Here is an 18,054-nt window from a genome sequence, read left to right as displayed (position 1 = left end):
TTATTAATTAGCACGCTCTTCTTTTATTCCTTCATTCTCCCAATCAACCTACTATATTTCCATACAACAAAAAGACTAAATACACTAGTTATTGCGAGCAACCCATTTATAATAAGATTAGCTGTTTCCAGCGCTGAAGCTGCACTAAAACGATAAGTAAGGTACCCACCAGCTAACAGCAATAAAAAGATATAAACCGCACGAATATCACGATATTTACGAAGAATATCTCCATCCTCGGTAATGCTTGCCCCGCCGAAATCTTCTTTTTTAGTTTCTAAAATAAGTAGCTCGTAGTTTGCGGGATCGCCAATATTACCACTAGAAGCCTTACTCCAAGAACCTTTTTTTGCTTTGCCTGCGGATAAATTTAGACTAATATTTTTAGAAAAGGAACGTAGACCTTGTTCCATCAACAACTCTTGTCTTCTTATGAGTGCAGGATAAGACTTTTCCGTTACAAGCTCAACATAATATTGGTATTGTTGTGGTTCACACGCTTCAAAATGAAAGGTAAAGTTACTTACTCTCGTCAAGCGAAAACCTCGATCTGCCATCTCATTTAACCACTTTTGTTGTCCGTCTATCGCATCAAAAAAATATTTGAAAATTATTTTGCCCATTAGAAAACGACACTCCCTTAATTAATCGTAACAAATAAGTTCATATGATTATAATAGCTAAATTGTGAAAAGAAGAGCAACCTTCCCTTTACCAAATAATTATGTTTGACATGGAACCAGTTACATAAACTAAGCTTGTTAACATTAGCACTAACTTTAAAAATAACATTAAATTTCATATAGATCAGACAGGAGCGATTATAACATGGAGCAAAAAGTTATCTTTTTAGATGTAGACGGAACCTTAGTTTTGGATGATGGAAGTGTACCTGATTCTGCGCGGACAGCTTGTATTGAGGCTAGAAAAAATGGGCATTTGATCTTTTTATGTACAGGCAGATCCAAAGCGGAGCTGTATGATTTCATTATGGAAATTGGTTTTGATGGCATCATTGGAGCAGGGGGTGGATTTGCTGAAATTGGCGGCGAAATGCTATATCACCATAAAGTAGCTGATGAGGATGTAATCCATATGGTGGATTATTTTAACGCCCATGATATCGACTTTTATTTAGAATCCAACGGAGGATTATATGCAAGCCGAAATTTAATTCCTCATTTAGATCGTTTAATTTATGGTGATGTTGAAAATGATAGCTTTGCTAGATTGAAAAAAGAACAACAGCCACATCCCTTTATCGAAGGCTTAATTGTTGGTGAAGCTAATTTATATCGCAGTGATGTAAACAAGGCTTGCTTTTTAGAAAGTGCAACTGTTCCTTTTGAACACATTAAAAGAGAGTTTGAGGGGAAATTCGAAGTGATTCAGTGCACTGTACCGATGTTTGGTAAAGATAGCGGAGAGCTTATGGTTCCAGATATTCATAAGGCCGTTGCGATTGAGAAGGTGATTACACATCTAGGTATACCTCGGGAAAATACATTTGGTTTTGGTGATGGTCTAAATGACATCGAAATGCTGGAATATTGCGGTATTGGTGTGGCGATGGGCAATGCAAGACCACAGTTAAAAGACATTGCTGATGATGTTACCGATGATATTCAGGAAAATGGACTCTATAATAGCTTCAAAAAGCATAAGCTTATTTAGATCGATGAATTTATCAGTCGACTTCCGTAGAGAAGTCGGCTATTTTTATTTTTAAAATGAACACAACTTTGTTGAATTAGAACCCGTTATAAGGATAAAATAATGGAATGTGATTGATCAAAATGAGCATGGGAAATTTTGATTTTTTATAAGGGGAGAACACATGATATCTTATACTCAGCCCATTTTTGTGGCAGCTATAGCCTTTGTCGTTATTGCATTTATCATATTTATTCCATGGCTAATTTATACATATCGCAAATTTGGCTATTTTCCATTGTCCACCACACTAATTTCCTTTTCTTTTATTTTTTACTTTTTAGCGGCCTTATTTTTAGTGCTGTTACCGTTACCAGAAACACGTGATACTTGTTCGATTCAAAAGCCAGGCACTCAATTTTATTCCCTTGTCCCATTTCAATTTGTAACGGACACCTTAAAAGATAGTGGGATTGTGTTGTCACAACCCGCAACTTATCGGTTTTTATTTAGCCAACCGTCGTTTTACCAAGCTTTTTTCAACTTTTTGTTATTGTTGCCCTTTGGCGTTTATTTACGTTATTTCTTTCAAGAACGGAAGTATTGGAAGAGAGCGTTAGGTCTTACCTTTTTACTAACCCTATTTTATGAAATTACACAGGTTACAGGCATTTATGGCATTTACAATTGCCCTTATCGTATTTTTGATGTGGATGACCTGATGTTGAATACCGCTGGGGGCATACTTGGGTTCTTTATTGCACCTGCCATTTTAGCGTTATTTCCATCAAAAGAAAAAATGAATGAGAAGGCAGAAAAATTGCTGGCACTAGACGAAGTACGCAGTATGTCTGTGTTGCTGGCATTTGCCATCGATATTTTTATTAGTAATGTAATTATTACAATTGTTTTGAATTTGCTACAAGTTAATATCGTGAATACGTTAATGGTTAATACGGTGGTACTATTTGTTAGTTTATTTATTGTTCCATGGCGCTGGAACGGAGCCACACTGGGTACAAAATTTATGCGTTTTCGCTATGACAGTAAAGTTAGTCGTTTTGAAACAACCAAACGTTTGCTTAAGCGCTTTGGTGCCATTTATGCCGTATACCTTATTATTGTATTTTTGAAGGTTTTAAACTACGTGAACATCCCAATGGACTCCCCATTTTATAAAGTATCTATCTTTTTCAATCTAGGTGCAGGTTTGACTGCGATCTGTGTAACGCTGGTCTTGTTTATCCATGTTATGATCGTCACCTTTAGCAAACAAAAACGCCGATATTATTTTGATGAAGTCTCTGATTTATATACAACAAGAAAAAATGAGAGTGAAGTGGTTAAATAATGGAACGTGTTTGACGCACCTTTATAAATAACCAAATCATATATACGACCAAGATAGCAACAATAATGTAGTCAAGGATTGAGGCTGTACGTTCTGTTTTTGCCATAAAATTCAGGAAGTTATGCACACCATGAAATATAATTGTTGCTATCAAGGTATGTTTATGTAGAACAAGTAAGGCCAGCACTGCACCAAGTACAAACGCATATATAATTTGCAAAATTGTATCCTCTAGTGATTGTCCGCCCATCAATTGGAGAGCATGTGTAATTCCAAAAAACACGCTGCTGATTAATACAGCAACAGTAGTTCCTTTACCTTCCAATGCTTTAAGCATAATGCCACGAAACATAATTTCTTCAATTACACCAATCACACAGATTTGTATGATCAACATGAGTAATAAGTTTGGAATAGAGGTTAAATTCAAGCCTTCATTTCCGATGAAAATAATCATTAGTACGATAAGTAAAGGGGCGTATACTAAAATATCTTTTGGGGATTTAATTTTTGAATCTAAGTACAAGTCCTTCCAACGTTGACCACGTAACACATATATAATCAGCCCAATGGCTAACGGGATCAAACCAATAAATTGCAACACAGGATTGTCTGGTTGTGTTATTGATACATAAGCGCCATTCGCTGTATAGAAAAAGATCACGAGTAATTCAATTAAAATAATTTTTAGGTAAATATTCATTGGCTTTTTAAGCTTAACTGTAGTTGTAGTTGTATTTGTATTTTTCATATTATAAGTTATCCTTTTCAATTATTTTATTTAACCATGCTAGTTCCATTTCATAAAATTGTAAGCCGTAATACATCGTAGACACGCGGTAATAATAATCCTCTTTGTTCGGAATGGAAGCTAACTCCTCATTTACAATGTTTTGTAGCCCCTTCATTTCCATCATCTTTCTTTCTATTTGCGCTTGATATACCCTCAGATTGGTAAGTCTTGTAACTTCATCTAAATAATCATAAAAGAAAATTTTGACCATGTATTCTTTTTTATTGCTTTGTAGCGGCTCAGCTAACCATTTCACAAAGCTTGCTTTTCCTTGATCGGTAAGCGTATATATTTTTTTGTTTTTACTGTTTTGCGTTTCTTGCTCTGTGATTTCTCCAGCCTTAGTGAGTGTTTTTAATGACGGATATAAATTGCCATAACTCATTTTGAAAAACATGCCAATCGTCTGCTCCGCTAATTTTTTGAGGTCATAACCGGACATTGGGGCTTCCATCAAAAGACCAAGAATAACGTAATTAATCATTTTTATATCCTTTCACTTTTATGAAATATATATCAATTAGATATATCTATATGATATATGTATTCTGGGGTTTGTCAACAATTTTTTGAAATCTTGATTATTTTCTGAGATTTGCTGATTACCCTTATAGCATGAGAGATAAAAAACAGGGTTTGTAATATGAAAGGTTGATGAAGGGTGACAACGAACTTAATCGAGTTAAATCAAGTTTCTAAGAAATACGGTAAGGAGCTTGTCGTTCGAGGTATTTCATTAGCAGTGAAGCGAAACAGTATTTACGGCTTGTTAGGTCCAAATGGGGCTGGGAAATCCACAACTTTAAAAATGATGACAGGGCTTATTGCTCCAACCTCTGGTGATATTTATTTTGATGGGCATTCTTGGACACGTAAGGATTTAGAGCATATTGGTGCGTTAATTGAAACTGCTCCACTATATCCTAATTTAACTGCCTATGAAAATTTGTTAGTGCGTACCAAGATGCTTGGTTTACCAAAGGAAAGAATTCAAGAGGTGCTACAAATAGTTGACCTCACACACACCGGAAAAAAAACCGCAGGGAAGTTTTCTATGGGGATGAAGCAAAGACTTGGGATTGCAATTGCATTGCTGAATCATCCGAAGCTGCTTATTTTGGATGAGCCAACAAATGGACTTGATCCGATTGGGATCGGGGAGCTTCGCGATCTTATTAGATCATTCCCAAGTCAAGGGATTACCGTCATTTTATCCAGTCATATTTTGTCTGAAGTAGGTCAAATTGCAGAGCATATTGGAATTATCAGTGATGGAATTATTGGTTATCAAGGTATTGTTGATGATCCGCAAAACTTAGAACAACTATTTTTGGATGTGGTGAAGGAGAACAAAAGAAAGCGGGGTGCGAGATCTTGATAAATTATATTCGAGGCGAGTGCTTGAAAGTAAAGCGGAGTTTTTCAATTACACTGATATGGCTCATTGCCTTAATTAATATTCTAATCTCGTTTATCATGAGCCCTGTGTATTTTGTAACAAATACATTTAACTGGTGGAGTATTTTGTTTATGCCTATAGCCATTGCCTTGTGGTGTGTACAATCCAACCAGAAGGAGAAAAAGGCAGGGGACTATAGCAATATTTTATTATTACCGATTTCACTATCCAAAGCTTGGGTGGCCAAAATTATCGTAATTGCTTTGCAGGCGTTGTCCTCTTTGTTGCTATTTTTAATCATGATGGGTTTATTATCCTATGTATTCCCCGCGATGCCCTTATTTGAGATGAGACAATTAGTGGGGGTACTGTTGATTTGGTTTACTTCATTATGGGAGATTCCACTTATGTTATACTTGGCCAAAAAGTGGGGCATGGGAGCTGCGCTCATCACTAATATTGTTGGGCGCTTGGTGTTAGGCATTGCCTTTTCAACGACATCATTATGGTGGTTAAATCCTTGGAGCTGGTCCATTCGCTTAATGATGCCGATCATTGGGGTGCATGCAAATGGTACACTACTTTCGCAAACTAGTCCGCTTCGGGATGGCTCGGTCGTCTTAATCGGGATTTTGTTAGCGGCAGCGCTCGTCATAATTATAACAGCAGTAACTTCACTAGCCTTTAAAAAGAGTGTTCCGCTGGAAAGCTCCATGAAGGGGGCGAAGTAGGATGATGTCTTTAGGGCGAGCAATTTCTGCGGAATGGATAAAGCTAAAGGCTACATCAGTAAAGTGGATTTTTTTACTGATCCCACTTATATGTGCACTCCTTTTTTTATCTTATTTTGGTGTTGTACATGAAAAGGATCAAGTAAAGCTATTTAGATTTTATATGGATGCAATTTGTATTGCTCTTCCTTTTTTAATTAGCTTGATTTGTGGCATGATAAGTATGCAAGAGGAAAAGGCAGGTCATTATCAAGTCTTATTAGGTGGTATATCTAGATCTAGAAGCTATGTAGGAAAGCTAATGTCATTAATTTTATTAACAAGTGGTTCAATTATTGTAGCTGTAGCTATTTTCATGCTAGGTGCTACTTATATACTCGGTATAGAAGGGATTCCTTATCTCACCTATACCCAAGCGACTATTGTCCTTGTTTTTAGCTGTATTGTTTTGTATCTCATATATCTTTTTATTGCATTTGTGTTAGGTCTGTCAGCTTCCGTTACACTTGGCGGGGCAGGCTTATTATTAACTGCACTAATGGCAACAGGACTTGGTGATGGGGTATGGAAATATGTACCTTGGGCGTGGGGGATTCGATTTATGGATAGTTATATAATATTAAAAAGCTCAATCTATAATCAGGATGTCCTTACCCTCATTAAGAGAGAAATGGTTGATGGAATTCAGTACATGACCCTGTATACCGCCCTTTTATTTGGTGCAAGTCTATGGTGGTTTAATGTGTGGGAGGGTAGGAAATCGTCTGATTAATTGGTGGAACTGAAGAGGTGATCACATTTGGCAAAAATATTAGCGGTGGATGATGATGAAGCAGTTCTAGTATTAATTCGTAATATTTTGCAAAAAAGTAACCATGATGTCGTCCTAATTAATAATACCCGAAATAGACCCATTAAGGATTTTCAAGGCTACGACTTAATTTTACTAGATGTGATGATGCCTGATGAGAATGGGTTTGAATTGTGTCAACGAATCAGAAGCTCTATTGATTGTCCTATTCTATTTTTAACTGCAAAAACAGCAGAAGAAGATATTGTCCAAGGCTTAATTACCGGTGGCGATGACTATATAGCTAAGCCGTTTGGTGTAATGGAGCTAAGTGCAAGGGTGAACGCCCACGTTAGACGTGAGCATCGAGATAAGCAAATTGCCACAATGACCGTATCAGGGGTTTCATTTGATTTTGCAGCTAAAGAGGTGTGGGTAGGAGAAAATCAAATTCATTTAACTAAAAATGAATATCGAATCTGTGAACTACTTGTAAAACATAAGGATCATGTATACACCAGAGAACAAATTTATGAGCAATTATATGGCCTTGAAGGTAATGCATTATTTTCAACGATAACTGAGTTCATACGTGTAATTCGCAAGAAATTTAAACAATATGAGCTAGACCCTATTTCAACGGTATGGGGGGTAGGGTATAAATGGCAATCCGAATGAATCAAAGCAATTTAAGAAGAGAATTTCTGATGTACTTAATAAAGATGGCAATGAGTGTGATTGGAATAGGTGTGGCATTTGTAATACTCCATCTCATTGCCATCAATTCAGGGTTTATTTTACCCGCTAACTATGATGAACAACGAGTGCTCCAGGCAGAACCTATTATTCAACAGGCTAGTGAGGTTACGGCAGAAATAATACCTAGTGGGCTTAAGTTTGGTGTATTTAATAAGCAAAATTTGCAGTATACAATGGGTGATTTAGATCCATCGGTTGCCATGTCTTTTTTGAAAACAAAAATGAAGGTAACAGCAAAAGATCAACAAGTTTATCGCTTAATTGAGACCAAGCAGCAATATGTTGTTTTACATTATCAATTAAGAGCACAATTTGGCTCTCCAGTACTGCGACAGTGGTTGCCTAATGTTGAATTATTGGAGTTTGCTATTGGTTTAATCTGCATCCTTCTTATTGTATTTAGTGTAACGATGATCTATGTAAATCGCTTTAAGGAGCAATTTAAAATCATTAATAAACTAACAGGGCACATACAACAGCAAGATTTGAACTTTGAAGATGTTCATTCAAATATTCAAGAGTTTGATGAGATCATTCAATCCCTTTCTGAGATGAGAGAAGCACTCAAGCAATCCTTGGAATCACAATGGAAGATGGAACAAAATAAAAATGAGCAAATTGCTGCCTTAGCACATGATGTTAAGCTACCTGTAACGGTAATTAGGGGAAATGCGGAGCTACTCAGCTTATCTGATTTAGATGAAGAGCAAAACACATATACACATTATATTTTAGCTGCCAATACTAGGATTGAACACTATATTAACCAACTAATCCATATGTCTAGAAGCCAAAACCCTATGTCTGTGACTAAAGCACATATCCAATTAAATGAATGGTTGGAACGAGTACATTCAGAAACCATTGCTTATATAGGTGGGCGGGATGTAAGCGTAAATATAACTATGGAGCAGAATAGGGGACTTACCCTATTTGTTGATTTAGACTTATTTCATCGTGCGATAATGAATATTTTAAGTAATGCGGTTGATTATACACCAGACGGAGGTACTATTAAATTGCATACGCAATTAGTAGAGGAGAAAACCGTTATAACGATTACCGATAGCGGTCAAGGATTTACGAATGAAGCACTACAACAAGCTACTCAGTTGTTTTATATGGGAGATAAAAGTAGATCCACTCAAGGCCATTATGGAATGGGGCTTACATTTGCCCATAATATTGTTGGCTTACATGGTGGGAAGCTGACTTTACGTAATGCTGATTCAGGTGGTGGGCAAGTTGTGATTGAGCTTTGAGCTTATCTCTTTAAGCTTTAAGCTATAAAGTTTTAAGCATTAAGCTTGATTTGAGGTAGGTTGGCTTGACTCTGACATAATGTTAGACTGTACAATCAAGTTATAAGCTAAGTTATGATTTATGATCTTTGATCTTGTTCTATGATCTATGGCTATGAGCTGATTAAAAGGACGCTGCTAGGAGGAATAAATCGATGGCACAATCTTCATTACCTCAATCCAAACAACAACTTAAGGATGAAATTCATAAAAGATATCTTTTACTTGATCAGGAATTTAATGATCTTACGAATGCGGATCGTGATATTCTAGTTGAAGGTGTAGATCGCACCCCAGCCGAAATGATTGCATATCAGATTGGTTGGCTCCAGTTAGTAATGGGATGGGACAAGGCTGAAAAGGCGGGACAGGAAGTCCATATGCCGAAAGAAGGATATAAATGGAATCGTTTAGGTGAGATGTATCAAGCCTTTTATGAAGAATGTAAACCGTATACTCTTGAGCAGCTGCGTCAGCAATTGCAGTTGTTAGAACAGCAGTTTCAGACATGGATTGATACACTGACAGACGAAGAGCTTTTTACCCAAGGTGTACGCAAGTGGACAGGGGACAATGAGACTTGGCCGATGGTACGTTGGATTAAAATTAATACGATTTCTCCATTTACGAATTTTAGAACAAAGATCCGCAAATGGAAAAAAGGCATACAGAGATAACCGATGAACTAGATGAACTAGTAATAGAGGAGACGGTATCTTGTTTAAAATTGGTGATTTTTCAAGACTATCTGGCGTAAGTATCCGAATGTTGCGTCATTATGACAAGTTAGGTTTGTTACTACCAAAACATATAGATGAATGTTCCAGTTATCGTTATTACACTGCGGATCAGCTTGGCGTAGTTGGGAAAATAGGACAGCTTAGGGAGCTTGGCTTTAGTCTAACCTTGATTAAAGAGATGTTAGAGGGAAATATGAATCAGAATGATTTGCACCGCTTTTTAAGTGTGAAACAAATGGAATTGCAGGAAGAATTGAAAGTGATCGAAAAACAGGTGACACACATATCTTCTCTATTACAGCAGGGAGCAGAAACTCATCCCTATCATGTGATTTTAAAGGAGATACCCCAGCGCAATGTACTTAGTGTTCGACGTGTGATTGAAACTTATCATCATGAAGCACAGTTATGGAATACGTTATATTCTGGACTTGCACAACAAAAAATACAGCTGACTTCAGACCCGTGCCCCATGGCGATTTTCCACGATCTAGAGTATAAAGCACATAATATAGATGTAGAAGTACAAGTATCTATAGAAGGAAATATAAAGTTTGATTTAGCAAACTTGGCTGATTTATCGCAATATACAACATTACCTATTGAGATTGCTTCTGTAATGATAAATGGAAGTTATGATCAAATGGGAACGGTATCCCAAGTGGTGGCACAGTGGATTGAAGACCAGAATTATGAGCTAAATGGTCCAATGTTTAACATTTATCATGTATCTCCAGCTCAAGAGCTTAATCCAGAAAAGTGGGTAACTGAGGCATGTTTTCCTGTTAAATTACTTAAATAACATAGGGAGATAACATAAAGGATTATTTCAATTTGAGCATAAACATGACATTTTGTCATCGTTATGTTCTTTTTTTTACTAAAAAATCGTTTAAAATAGTCTTTTAGAGGGTAAAGGTGTGAATGAGTGTTTTATAGTGTAAAATCTGGTGTATAAGCTGGAGGGATGCATAATGAGAGTTCTTATTGTAGGTGGGACATCATTTGTAGAGTTGTATATTTTAAAAAAGCTTATTGAAGAAGGACATGAGGTTGCTATTTTCCATCGTGGCTCAGCTAATGATTCTTGGTTGCAGTCGGTGAAACATATTCGTGGTGAAATTAAACATATTATGGACTATCGCTCTCATTTTGAGCAATTTGCACCTGATGTTGTAGTTGATATGGCTTCGGGTACGGCGGAAAGTGCTGCACTTATTTTTCAAGCTGTGCGAGGGATTACGAGTCGGGTAATCGTCACGTCGAGTCATGACGTATATCGTGCCTTTGCGATTGTAAAAGGGCAAGCCCAAGGCGACCTTGAACCGATACCATTAACCGAAGATTCAAGGCTTAGGCCTAATCGCTTTCCGAACCGAAATAAGCTGAAGCCTGATGATGATTTTGATAATTTATATGATAAATTACTTGTCGAGGAAGTATGGCAATCCCAGCAGGAAATCCATGTGACGATCTTACGTTTGCCAGCTATTTACGGACCAGGCGACCCACAACACCGGCTATTTTCTTACTTGAAGCTCAAGCCAATGCTGGATCATCGACCACACATTTTACTTGATGATGGTTTTGCTAACTGGCGTTGGAGTCATAGCTATGTTGAAAATGTTGCCCATGCGATGGCATTAGCCATTGCTGCCCCAGTTGGGAAGCACACGATATACAATATTGCGAATCCCAATGCTCCTACGATGCTAGAACATATTCAAAACATCGCTGCAACATTAGATTGGAATGGTCAAATTATTGTTCTACCAAAATCAGAGCTACCGTCATTTGCGGCATTTCCATACAATACGAATCAATCTATTGTTGCAAGTAGTGAACGATTTGAACAAGAGTTTGGAGCGTATGAGATTATTCCTTATGATGAAACTCTTAAACGAACAGTAAAATGGGAGGTTGCTTGTATTGCAGATACAACCTTACCTGACTATCATGCGCAGCTGCGGATTTATGAACAGGAAGATCAGTTGCTAAGCAAGCTGAAATGAAAGAAGAATATTTCAAGATTTAGAAGTAAGTTAAAGTGAAGGAAAATGAAGTGGAAATGGATGCCTTTCGTAAGTAGGGGCATCTATTTTTTTATTTTAAAACTAAGACTGTTGTCATAGCCTTTGGCGAAATTATAGCAAGATGTATCAAAAATTAAAGGATAATGCATGGCTATAATAAAGATACAACATGAGAAGAAAGGAGAGAGTTACATTTATTACGATATTATTCAGCAAAGTATTAAGTATATTGAGCAAAATCTAGATCAGGATTTGAATTTAGATATTGTGGCAAAACAGGTTGGCTTCTCTAAATATCACTTCCATCGTATTTTTAGTAAATATGTGGGTCAAAGCTTAAATACTTATATTCGTTATCGAAGATTAAGCTCTTCGGCATACCTGCTATTGTATACGGACGAGCGTATTTTGGATATTGCGTTGCATTATGGTTTTGAAAGTCAAGAAGCATTTACGAGGGCGTTTAAAGCATTGTATTCATTGCCACCAGCATCGTACCGCTCACAAATGAGATTACTTATACCTATGAAAGAAGGGATTATAGTGTCAAATATCAATGGATGGTTTACAACAGGAACAAGTCCTAATAAATATGATGTACATTTGGATCATGAAACCTATCATGAAGGAAGTAAGTCACTTTGTTTGGCTTCTAATCAAGAAATAGATGTAACTACCAATGAATTTGGCACGTTAATGCAGCAATTTCAAGCTAAACAGTATATCGGTAAAAGAATGCGTTTTTCAGGTTTCGTGAAAACTGAGGATGTTAACGGGTGGTGTGGTTTGTGGATGAGAGTTGACGACCAAAAACAAAACATGCTAGCTTTTGACAATATGGAATACCGTAGTATTAAAGGAACTGTTTCATGGAATTATTATGCTTGTGTATTAGATATATCAGATGAGGCGGCTACCATAAGTATTGGTATTTTATTATCTGGATCAGGTAAAGTGTGGTTGGATAATTGCCAATTTGAAGAAGTAGGCAAAGATATCGAAGTAACCCAATTTACAGGTGCAGATGAGACATTACCTCTAGAGCCACAAAACCTAACCTTTGAGGACTAAGATTTTGCTTAAGAGAGATATGGTATCGGGGGACATGGGATGTTTTCATTTATTGAAGTGATAATTCAAGTATTAATAAACTTTCTAGCTGATTTCTTTACTGGAAAACTTGAAAGCTACTTGTATAGTCTAAGTCTGGTATTAGTTATATTAGCAATAGGGATTGGGATATTTAAGGTATTATCTAAACAAAGCAGCAAAGGCTATATCACGACGATAGTGTTAGAAGTTTTAGGTCAATTTGCACTGTGGATCGTAGCGATTATTTTGCTGAAAGTTTTAAGTGACTTTAATATTGATAACTATGAATCAATGCAGCTGTATACAATCGGTATGATCGTGGTTACTGCATGTAACATTGTGTTACTGATTCTGAGGTTACTGAATTATTTTGGTATGCGACAAGAACATATAGAAATTAGCTCCTTTGTAATAGGTGCGGGATTAGGCTATTGTATGCTCCAAGTGTTTCAGTTCTATACGTTACTTAGTAGCGAAATAATTAGTCAACAAGTAGTGATATTATGTCTAATTTGTGGTGGCTTATCGTTAGTAAACCAATATGGTCAACGTGACAAATTTCAGAACCAAACAATGAAATCTTAAATAAAAGCAATATTTTGAACAAATCACGAACATTAAATTAGTTTTTGTGTTGAATATTCGTTTTTCTTATTGACAAGAAGAGACGCGACGCCTAGAATGATTCATGTAGTAAGTCCTCGTGAATGGACTTATAAATGGGTTTTTCGACAATTGCAATTTAAGCTTTTCGTATAATTCTGAGGATTGGCTCAGAAGTTTCTACAAGATCACCGTAATGATCTGGCTACGAAGAGAAGAGCGTCGCGTTTGTTTAACGCTTTTCTATTTAGTACGCAGCCGGGGAGTGGAATTGACCCGGTTTTTTGTCGTTACCCGACACATTTTAAGGGGGAGTTTTTAACCATGGATCGGTTCTTTAAACTTAAGGAACACGGAACGAATGTAAGAACGGAAATTATCGCGGGGATTACAACGTTTATGACGATGGCCTACATCTTACTCGTAAACAATTTGTTCTTAGGCCCTGGCGGCGCAGGTATTCCAACGGATGGCGTATTTTTTGCAACTGCAGTTGGTGCGGGGTTAATTACCATTGCAATGGGCGTTTTTGTTAATATTCCAATTGCACTTGCTCCAGGTATGGGACTTAACGCATATTTCATGACGGTTGTACTTGGCTCTAACGGTGCAATCACTTGGCAGGCAGCATTAGGTGCTGTATTTATTTCCGGTATTATTTTCTTGATCCTGACGGTAACAAAAATTCGCCAATTGCTTTTGGTTGCAGTACCTCAAAGCTTGAAGGCAGCCATTACAGTCGGTATCGGCTTATTTGTAGCTAGTTTGGGACTCAAAATGAGTAATTTAATTGGTGCAAACGTGACTGGAACAGTTGAAAATGGATTTGCATTAGGCAGTCAGCTTAATTTTGCCTTAGGAAATTTTGTTCACAGTGCCGAAATCCAGTTAACACTCATTGGCTTAATTATCATTGCAATCCTTTCCGTTTTAAAAATACAAGGTGCAATGCTGATCGGTATCGTTGCTACAACTTTAATTGGTATTCCGATGGGGGTTACAGACCTTAGCGGTTTGTCTAATGCTAACTGGATCCCTACTTTTGATAATTTAGCGGTAGGTCAGCTTGACCTTGGCGCAGCATTTAAGCTTGGTTTATTTGAAATCGTATTTGTCTTTACGTTTGTAGAATTGTTTGATACATTTGGCACATTAGTCGGAACTGCTACTCGTGCTGGTCTAATGAAAAACAAAGAAGAAGGCGAAAAGAAAATTGGACAAGCGATGCTTGTTGATGCAGTGGGTGTAAGTGCGGGTGCATTCTTGGGTACAAGTACAATCACTTCTTATGTAGAAAGTACTGCAGGTGTTGCAGCAGGTGGACGTACAGGTTTAACGTCTGTTGCTACTGGTGTAATGTTCTTGCTTGCTTTATTTATTGCTCCACTTGCAGCGGTAGTGCCATCAGCGGCAACTGCACCAGCCTTAATCATTGTTGGTGTGTTGATGATCGGTCAAGTTCGTAGCATCGAGTGGGACGATTTCCTTTATGCATTCCCTGCATTCCTTACCATCGTCTTGATGCCATTCTCCGGTAGTATCGCGAACGGGATTTCTGCAGGGATCGTATCCTACGTAATTTTAGGTGGGGTATCTACATTGTTTACGAAAAACAAGGTGAAGGTTCACTGGTTAATGTGGTTGCTAGCAGTATTAGTCGTTTGCCGTTACGTATTTATCGGTGGCGAATAAAGTTAAATATTCATGCTATAAATAATTTAAAAGTAACTCAGCTATATAAGCGTTCTTAGGTTTTTAACTTAAGGACGCTTTTTTTCTTACTTATTATTGAACGATTACAATTGAAACATTAATAATGAAGTTAAGAAGTGGGCAATGGAATGGCTCAACTCTTCTATAGTAAGTGAAGTGCAGTGAGTCGCAAGAAGAAATATCTAGATCCAAAATAGTGCATGATACAGTTAGAGCATTATAATAAGAAGAAACAATAAAAAGTAGTTGTAAATAAAGTTCAAATGGAGGTTTCTCTGCTTTCATGATTATTAAACGAAAATGGCGTGTATTTGTAATGATTGTTCTTATTTGTGTTGTTATGGCGGTGTTTTTTATAATGAAGCTAACAAATAATCCTCGTGCTTTAACTGAACAATTTGTTCGTAATCATATGTTTAATCCATCAGGGACAATCGCAAGCTATTTGCAGGATGCACCTTCAACAGATCCTAATGTTGTCGCAGGCAGAGAAGCTTTGTCTGAATCACTTGGCTTATGGCTTGAATATGGAATTGTGATGAAGGATCAGAAATTGTTTTCTGATACGACTGAACAACTTCGTAGTAAATTTATGAGTCCACAAGGACATATTTATTGGAAGCTTGATAAAGATGGAGTATCCCATGTTACTACAAATGCGTTAGGGGATGACCTACGTATTGTTCGTGCTTTGCTACAAGCCTATGAACTATGGGGGGATGAAGCAGATCTTCAATTAGCAAAAAAGATAAACACTTATCTCATGGACAAAACCCGCCTTGAAGGATATCTTGTGGACTTTTATGATGAAGCCAATCATTATTATTCTCCAACTTTAAGCTTAGTGTATGTAGATGTCGGTGCCTTTAAGTTGATGAAAAAGCATCAGCTTATGAACTCTGATGATTATGATAAATATATTGCGATTTTAGAGCACATGCCTATAGACACCTTGTTTTATCCTAAGCTATACGAAATAGAGTCAGGAAAATACACCTATGATGAAAAGGTGAATCTGATTGATCAACTAATTGTAGCTTTGCATTTAGGAGAGGCGGGGATAGATAATAAGTCTTTGCTTCAGTTTTTGCAGGAGCAATATGCACAAAATCATAAAATATATGGTGCCTATCATCGTGATACACTTCAACCTTCGGTGGAGTATGAATCACCTGCTGTATATGCATTAGCTATTTTGCTCGCACTCCAACAAAATGATACGGAATGGGCGGAGAAATGGAACAAGCGAATGCTTTATTTCCAAACCCAACATGGCAAATATGCTGGAGGTTATGTTTTTGATAATAACACTCATGCTTTTGATAACTTGTTTCCTTTGCTTGCTGAAGCACAGCTTAAATAAATCACAGCTTCAATAACTCATTCTCATGCGTACACGCCGAAGCATAAGCCCGATAGCTAGAAATAATATTGTAGCAATAATCCCAGTGATGGGGTTTAGCCACCAATCATATTTTGTAAATATAATGAAACCTCCAGTAGTTAATAAAGTAGGCACAGCATCTTCGACGGCGTGCATTAGAACCGTAGGCCAAACTGAATTAGTTATACGATAGATTTCAACAAACATCACATTCCAAATCACCATAAGTACACATCCAATTAAAATGGTGTCCACTCTCGATAGCGTTTCGAAATAATGATTAGGTAAAAAGAAGAAGTAGTAGGGGGCATGCCATAATGCCCAAACAAGACCTGAAATAATATAGATTAACCAATCGTTAATGTTAAGTTCAATTAGTTTTGGAGTTAAATAACCTCGCCAAGCAAACTCCTCGAATATATTTTTAATAAATGAGGTAACAAGTGCCGCACCAATTAACGGAAGTACGATATTAAGTTCGAGCTTAATAGTAGTGCTTCCCCATAATATCCCTAAGCCTAATGTGATCATCGTGATTAATGGATAAACGATTAAGGCTACAAAATACCACTTCAAGTTCCTTTTAAAATTCGGTCTAATTCCCATTCCCTTCCCGTCGCGGTTAATCCATCTTAATGTAATAGAAGCTAAAAGAGGTAAAACCAACCATAACAACATACCTAGGGAATTGCCTTGTTCGTTATTTTTAATGACTAAATCTAATAGCACACCAAGCCATCCGCTTGCTAAAGTTACAATTATAAAAATAATTAAACTTGTTTTTGTCCTCGTTTTTGTTGTCATGCAGAATCACTCCTTTTTCTCTCAATAATGGATATTAACCAGTCTGCTTCAGGACATGGTGCACTTGGATATAATGCGATATGTTGAGCAATACCTTGAATTGAACACCAAAAAGCTACAGAAAGAGCTTCTGGATCACCTTCTTTAATTTCTCCGCGTTTTTGCCCTTCTTTTATAATAGAAATACTTTTCTGAATGATCGTGTCTCCTTCTATTAACTGTTGTTTGACTTCATGTGGCAAAATATCAAGATGATTGGCATTTTCCATAAGGACAAACATTTTTGCAGCAAATGGGCTAGATTTAATTAAGGATAAAAAATCCTCGGCAGCAGTTTTAAATATTGCAATAGATGAAGCGTTTGAAATGGGCAAATCCATCTTTAGCTTCTCACATCCAATTTTGATTAGCGTTTCATATAATGCTTCTTTCGAGCTGAAGTAGTGGAACAGCAGACCCATACTCATATTAGCAGCCTTAGCAATATCGGAAATTTTGGTTTCGCCATATCCCTTTCGAATAAATAAGTCTAAAGCAGTCTCTAATATTTTAATTCTTCGCCGCTCTTTTTGTTCGTCACGTTTAGTCATCTGAAATCTCCTTGAAAATAATTTCATTGAATTTATATTCAATATTAACAGTTGAGACAAGCTACTGTAAAGTAAAATGCAAAATATAATGGTAGTTAAAAAAATATTAATACAAGACTTGCTTCTTTATTATAATCGTGATATATTATGAGTCCGGTCGCGAAAACAAGACTTTTAAAAAGAGTGAGAATAAAACTTAAACAAGAGCTTAAAAAACTTTTTTAAAAAAAGACTTGCATAACCGATCGAAAGATGATATATTATAAGAGTTGCTGCTGAGAACGCAGTTAACACTGAAACTAAGCTTTTAAGTAAGCA

General features: G+C 36.8%; 19 protein-coding genes and 1 riboswitch. Of the genes, 14 read left to right on the top strand and 5 right to left on the bottom strand.

Annotated features, from left to right (window positions below; genetic code table 11):
• Window positions 1-23: 23 nt before the first annotated feature.
• Complete coding sequence (locus J2Z32_RS21470) at window positions 24-623, bottom strand: DUF2812 domain-containing protein (RefSeq protein ID WP_210091252.1); 600 nt, start codon at window positions 621-623, stop codon at window positions 24-26.
• A 205-nt stretch (window positions 624-828) separates the two neighbouring features.
• On the opposite strand from J2Z32_RS21470, the gene J2Z32_RS21465 reads away from it, so the two are divergent.
• Both J2Z32_RS21465 and J2Z32_RS21460 read left to right on the top strand, forming a co-directional pair.
• The gene (locus J2Z32_RS21465) at window positions 829-1,674 is read left to right on the top strand and encodes a Cof-type HAD-IIB family hydrolase (RefSeq protein ID WP_210091251.1); all 846 of its coding nucleotides are present in this window, start codon (window positions 829-831) and stop codon (window positions 1,672-1,674) included.
• Between the two features lie 163 nt (window positions 1,675-1,837).
• The gene (locus tag J2Z32_RS21460; RefSeq protein ID WP_210091250.1) at window positions 1,838-3,004 is read left to right on the top strand and encodes a VanZ family protein; all 1,167 of its coding nucleotides are present in this window, start codon (window positions 1,838-1,840) and stop codon (window positions 3,002-3,004) included.
• On the opposite strand, the gene J2Z32_RS21455 is transcribed toward J2Z32_RS21460, so the two are convergent.
• Together J2Z32_RS21455 and J2Z32_RS21450 are read right to left on the bottom strand one after the other, a co-directional pair.
• The gene (locus tag J2Z32_RS21455; RefSeq protein ID WP_210091249.1) at window positions 2,997-3,755 is read right to left on the bottom strand and encodes a CPBP family intramembrane glutamic endopeptidase; all 759 of its coding nucleotides are present in this window, start codon (window positions 3,753-3,755) and stop codon (window positions 2,997-2,999) included. The two genes, J2Z32_RS21460 and J2Z32_RS21455, sit on opposite strands and share 8 nt — an antisense overlap.
• A gap of 1 nt (window position 3,756) precedes the next feature.
• Window positions 3,757-4,281: a PadR family transcriptional regulator gene (locus J2Z32_RS21450; RefSeq protein ID WP_210091248.1), complete on the bottom strand. Its 525-nt coding sequence runs from the start codon at window positions 4,279-4,281 to the stop codon at window positions 3,757-3,759.
• A 177-nt stretch (window positions 4,282-4,458) separates the two neighbouring features.
• On the opposite strand from J2Z32_RS21450, the gene J2Z32_RS21445 reads away from it, so the two are divergent.
• The 12 genes from J2Z32_RS21445 to J2Z32_RS21390 all read left to right on the top strand — a co-directional run bounded on the left by J2Z32_RS21445 (window position 4,459) and on the right by J2Z32_RS21390 (window position 16,321).
• The gene (locus J2Z32_RS21445) at window positions 4,459-5,175 is read left to right on the top strand and encodes a lantibiotic protection ABC transporter ATP-binding protein (RefSeq protein WP_210091247.1); all 717 of its coding nucleotides are present in this window, start codon (window positions 4,459-4,461) and stop codon (window positions 5,173-5,175) included.
• Window positions 5,172-5,927: a lantibiotic immunity ABC transporter MutE/EpiE family permease subunit gene (locus tag J2Z32_RS21440; protein WP_280921171.1), complete on the top strand. Its 756-nt coding sequence runs from the start codon at window positions 5,172-5,174 to the stop codon at window positions 5,925-5,927. Before J2Z32_RS21445 ends, J2Z32_RS21440 begins: the two co-directional genes overlap by 4 nt.
• A gap of 1 nt (window position 5,928) precedes the next feature.
• Window positions 5,929-6,699: a lantibiotic immunity ABC transporter MutG family permease subunit gene (locus tag J2Z32_RS21435; RefSeq protein ID WP_210091245.1), complete on the top strand. Its 771-nt coding sequence runs from the start codon at window positions 5,929-5,931 to the stop codon at window positions 6,697-6,699.
• A gap of 27 nt (window positions 6,700-6,726) precedes the next feature.
• Window positions 6,727-7,395: a response regulator transcription factor gene (locus tag J2Z32_RS21430; RefSeq protein ID WP_210091244.1), complete on the top strand. Its 669-nt coding sequence runs from the start codon at window positions 6,727-6,729 to the stop codon at window positions 7,393-7,395.
• Entirely contained in the window at window positions 7,380-8,738 is a 1,359-nt protein-coding gene (locus tag J2Z32_RS21425; protein ID WP_210091243.1) for a sensor histidine kinase, read from the top strand. Before J2Z32_RS21430 ends, J2Z32_RS21425 begins: the two co-directional genes overlap by 16 nt.
• Before the next feature lie 194 nt (window positions 8,739-8,932).
• Window positions 8,933-9,454, top strand: coding sequence for a ClbS/DfsB family four-helix bundle protein (locus J2Z32_RS21420; protein ID WP_210091242.1), 522 nt, complete (start codon window positions 8,933-8,935; stop codon window positions 9,452-9,454).
• A 40-nt stretch (window positions 9,455-9,494) separates the two neighbouring features.
• On the top strand, window positions 9,495-10,319 hold the full coding sequence (locus tag J2Z32_RS21415; RefSeq protein WP_210091241.1) for a MerR family transcriptional regulator: 825 nt from the start codon (window positions 9,495-9,497) through the stop codon (window positions 10,317-10,319).
• Between the two features lie 172 nt (window positions 10,320-10,491).
• A complete protein-coding gene (locus J2Z32_RS21410; protein ID WP_210091240.1) occupies window positions 10,492-11,529 on the top strand; it encodes an NAD-dependent epimerase/dehydratase family protein in 1,038 nt (345 codons plus the stop codon).
• A gap of 168 nt (window positions 11,530-11,697) precedes the next feature.
• A complete protein-coding gene (locus J2Z32_RS21405) occupies window positions 11,698-12,621 on the top strand; it encodes a helix-turn-helix domain-containing protein (RefSeq protein WP_245251696.1) in 924 nt (307 codons plus the stop codon).
• 39 nt (window positions 12,622-12,660) lie between these two features.
• Entirely contained in the window at window positions 12,661-13,227 is a 567-nt protein-coding gene (locus tag J2Z32_RS21400; RefSeq protein ID WP_210091239.1) for a DUF5823 family protein, read from the top strand.
• Window positions 13,228-13,373: 146 nt separating this feature from the next.
• A riboswitch (purine riboswitch) is annotated at window positions 13,374-13,473 on the top strand.
• Between the two features lie 96 nt (window positions 13,474-13,569).
• Window positions 13,570-14,937, top strand: coding sequence for an NCS2 family permease (locus J2Z32_RS21395; protein WP_210091238.1), 1,368 nt, complete (start codon window positions 13,570-13,572; stop codon window positions 14,935-14,937).
• A 304-nt stretch (window positions 14,938-15,241) separates the two neighbouring features.
• Window positions 15,242-16,321: a glycosyl hydrolase gene (locus J2Z32_RS21390; RefSeq protein WP_245251695.1), complete on the top strand. Its 1,080-nt coding sequence runs from the start codon at window positions 15,242-15,244 to the stop codon at window positions 16,319-16,321.
• A 9-nt stretch (window positions 16,322-16,330) separates the two neighbouring features.
• On the opposite strand, the gene J2Z32_RS21385 is transcribed toward J2Z32_RS21390, so the two are convergent.
• Window positions 16,331-17,146 (bottom strand): CPBP family intramembrane glutamic endopeptidase, encoded by an 816-nt coding sequence (locus J2Z32_RS21385; RefSeq protein ID WP_210091237.1) that lies wholly within the window; start codon window positions 17,144-17,146, stop codon window positions 16,331-16,333.
• A complete protein-coding gene (locus J2Z32_RS21380; protein WP_210091236.1) occupies window positions 17,143-17,736 on the bottom strand; it encodes a TetR/AcrR family transcriptional regulator in 594 nt (197 codons plus the stop codon). Before J2Z32_RS21380 ends, J2Z32_RS21385 begins: the two co-directional genes overlap by 4 nt.
• Window positions 17,737-18,054: the final 318 nt, after the last annotated feature.

The sequence above is a fragment of the Paenibacillus turicensis genome, from assembly GCF_017873435.1.
Classification (GTDB): domain Bacteria; phylum Bacillota; class Bacilli; order Paenibacillales; family Paenibacillaceae; genus Fontibacillus; species Fontibacillus turicensis.
This window is presented reverse-complemented; position numbering and strand designations above follow the sequence as displayed.

Bases quoted from the DNA above. Each gene is read 5' to 3' on its own strand.
- J2Z32_RS21465 (WP_210091251.1), top strand. From the start codon at position 829: ATGGAGCAAAAAGTTATCTTTTTAGATGTAGACGGAACCTTAGTTTTG.
- J2Z32_RS21410 (WP_210091240.1), top strand. From the start codon at position 10,492: ATGAGAGTTCTTATTGTAGGTGGGACATCATTTGTAGAGTTGTATATT.
- J2Z32_RS21405 (WP_245251696.1), top strand. From the start codon at position 11,698: ATGGCTATAATAAAGATACAACATGAGAAGAAAGGAGAGAGTTACATT.
- J2Z32_RS21425 (WP_210091243.1), top strand. From the start codon at position 7,380: ATGGCAATCCGAATGAATCAAAGCAATTTAAGAAGAGAATTTCTGATG.
- J2Z32_RS21435 (WP_210091245.1), top strand. From the start codon at position 5,929: ATGATGTCTTTAGGGCGAGCAATTTCTGCGGAATGGATAAAGCTAAAG.
- J2Z32_RS21380 (WP_210091236.1), bottom strand. From the start codon at position 17,736: ATGACTAAACGTGACGAACAAAAAGAGCGGCGAAGAATTAAAATATTA.
- J2Z32_RS21400 (WP_210091239.1), top strand. From the start codon at position 12,661: ATGTTTTCATTTATTGAAGTGATAATTCAAGTATTAATAAACTTTCTA.
- J2Z32_RS21395 (WP_210091238.1), top strand. From the start codon at position 13,570: ATGGATCGGTTCTTTAAACTTAAGGAACACGGAACGAATGTAAGAACG.
- J2Z32_RS21455 (WP_210091249.1), bottom strand. From the start codon at position 3,755: ATGAAAAATACAAATACAACTACAACTACAGTTAAGCTTAAAAAGCCA.
- J2Z32_RS21420 (WP_210091242.1), top strand. From the start codon at position 8,933: ATGGCACAATCTTCATTACCTCAATCCAAACAACAACTTAAGGATGAA.
- J2Z32_RS21460 (WP_210091250.1), top strand. From the start codon at position 1,838: ATGATATCTTATACTCAGCCCATTTTTGTGGCAGCTATAGCCTTTGTC.
- J2Z32_RS21390 (WP_245251695.1), top strand. From the start codon at position 15,242: ATGATTATTAAACGAAAATGGCGTGTATTTGTAATGATTGTTCTTATT.
- J2Z32_RS21470 (WP_210091252.1), bottom strand. From the start codon at position 623: ATGGGCAAAATAATTTTCAAATATTTTTTTGATGCGATAGACGGACAA.
- J2Z32_RS21450 (WP_210091248.1), bottom strand. From the start codon at position 4,281: ATGATTAATTACGTTATTCTTGGTCTTTTGATGGAAGCCCCAATGTCC.
- J2Z32_RS21385 (WP_210091237.1), bottom strand. From the start codon at position 17,146: ATGACAACAAAAACGAGGACAAAAACAAGTTTAATTATTTTTATAATT.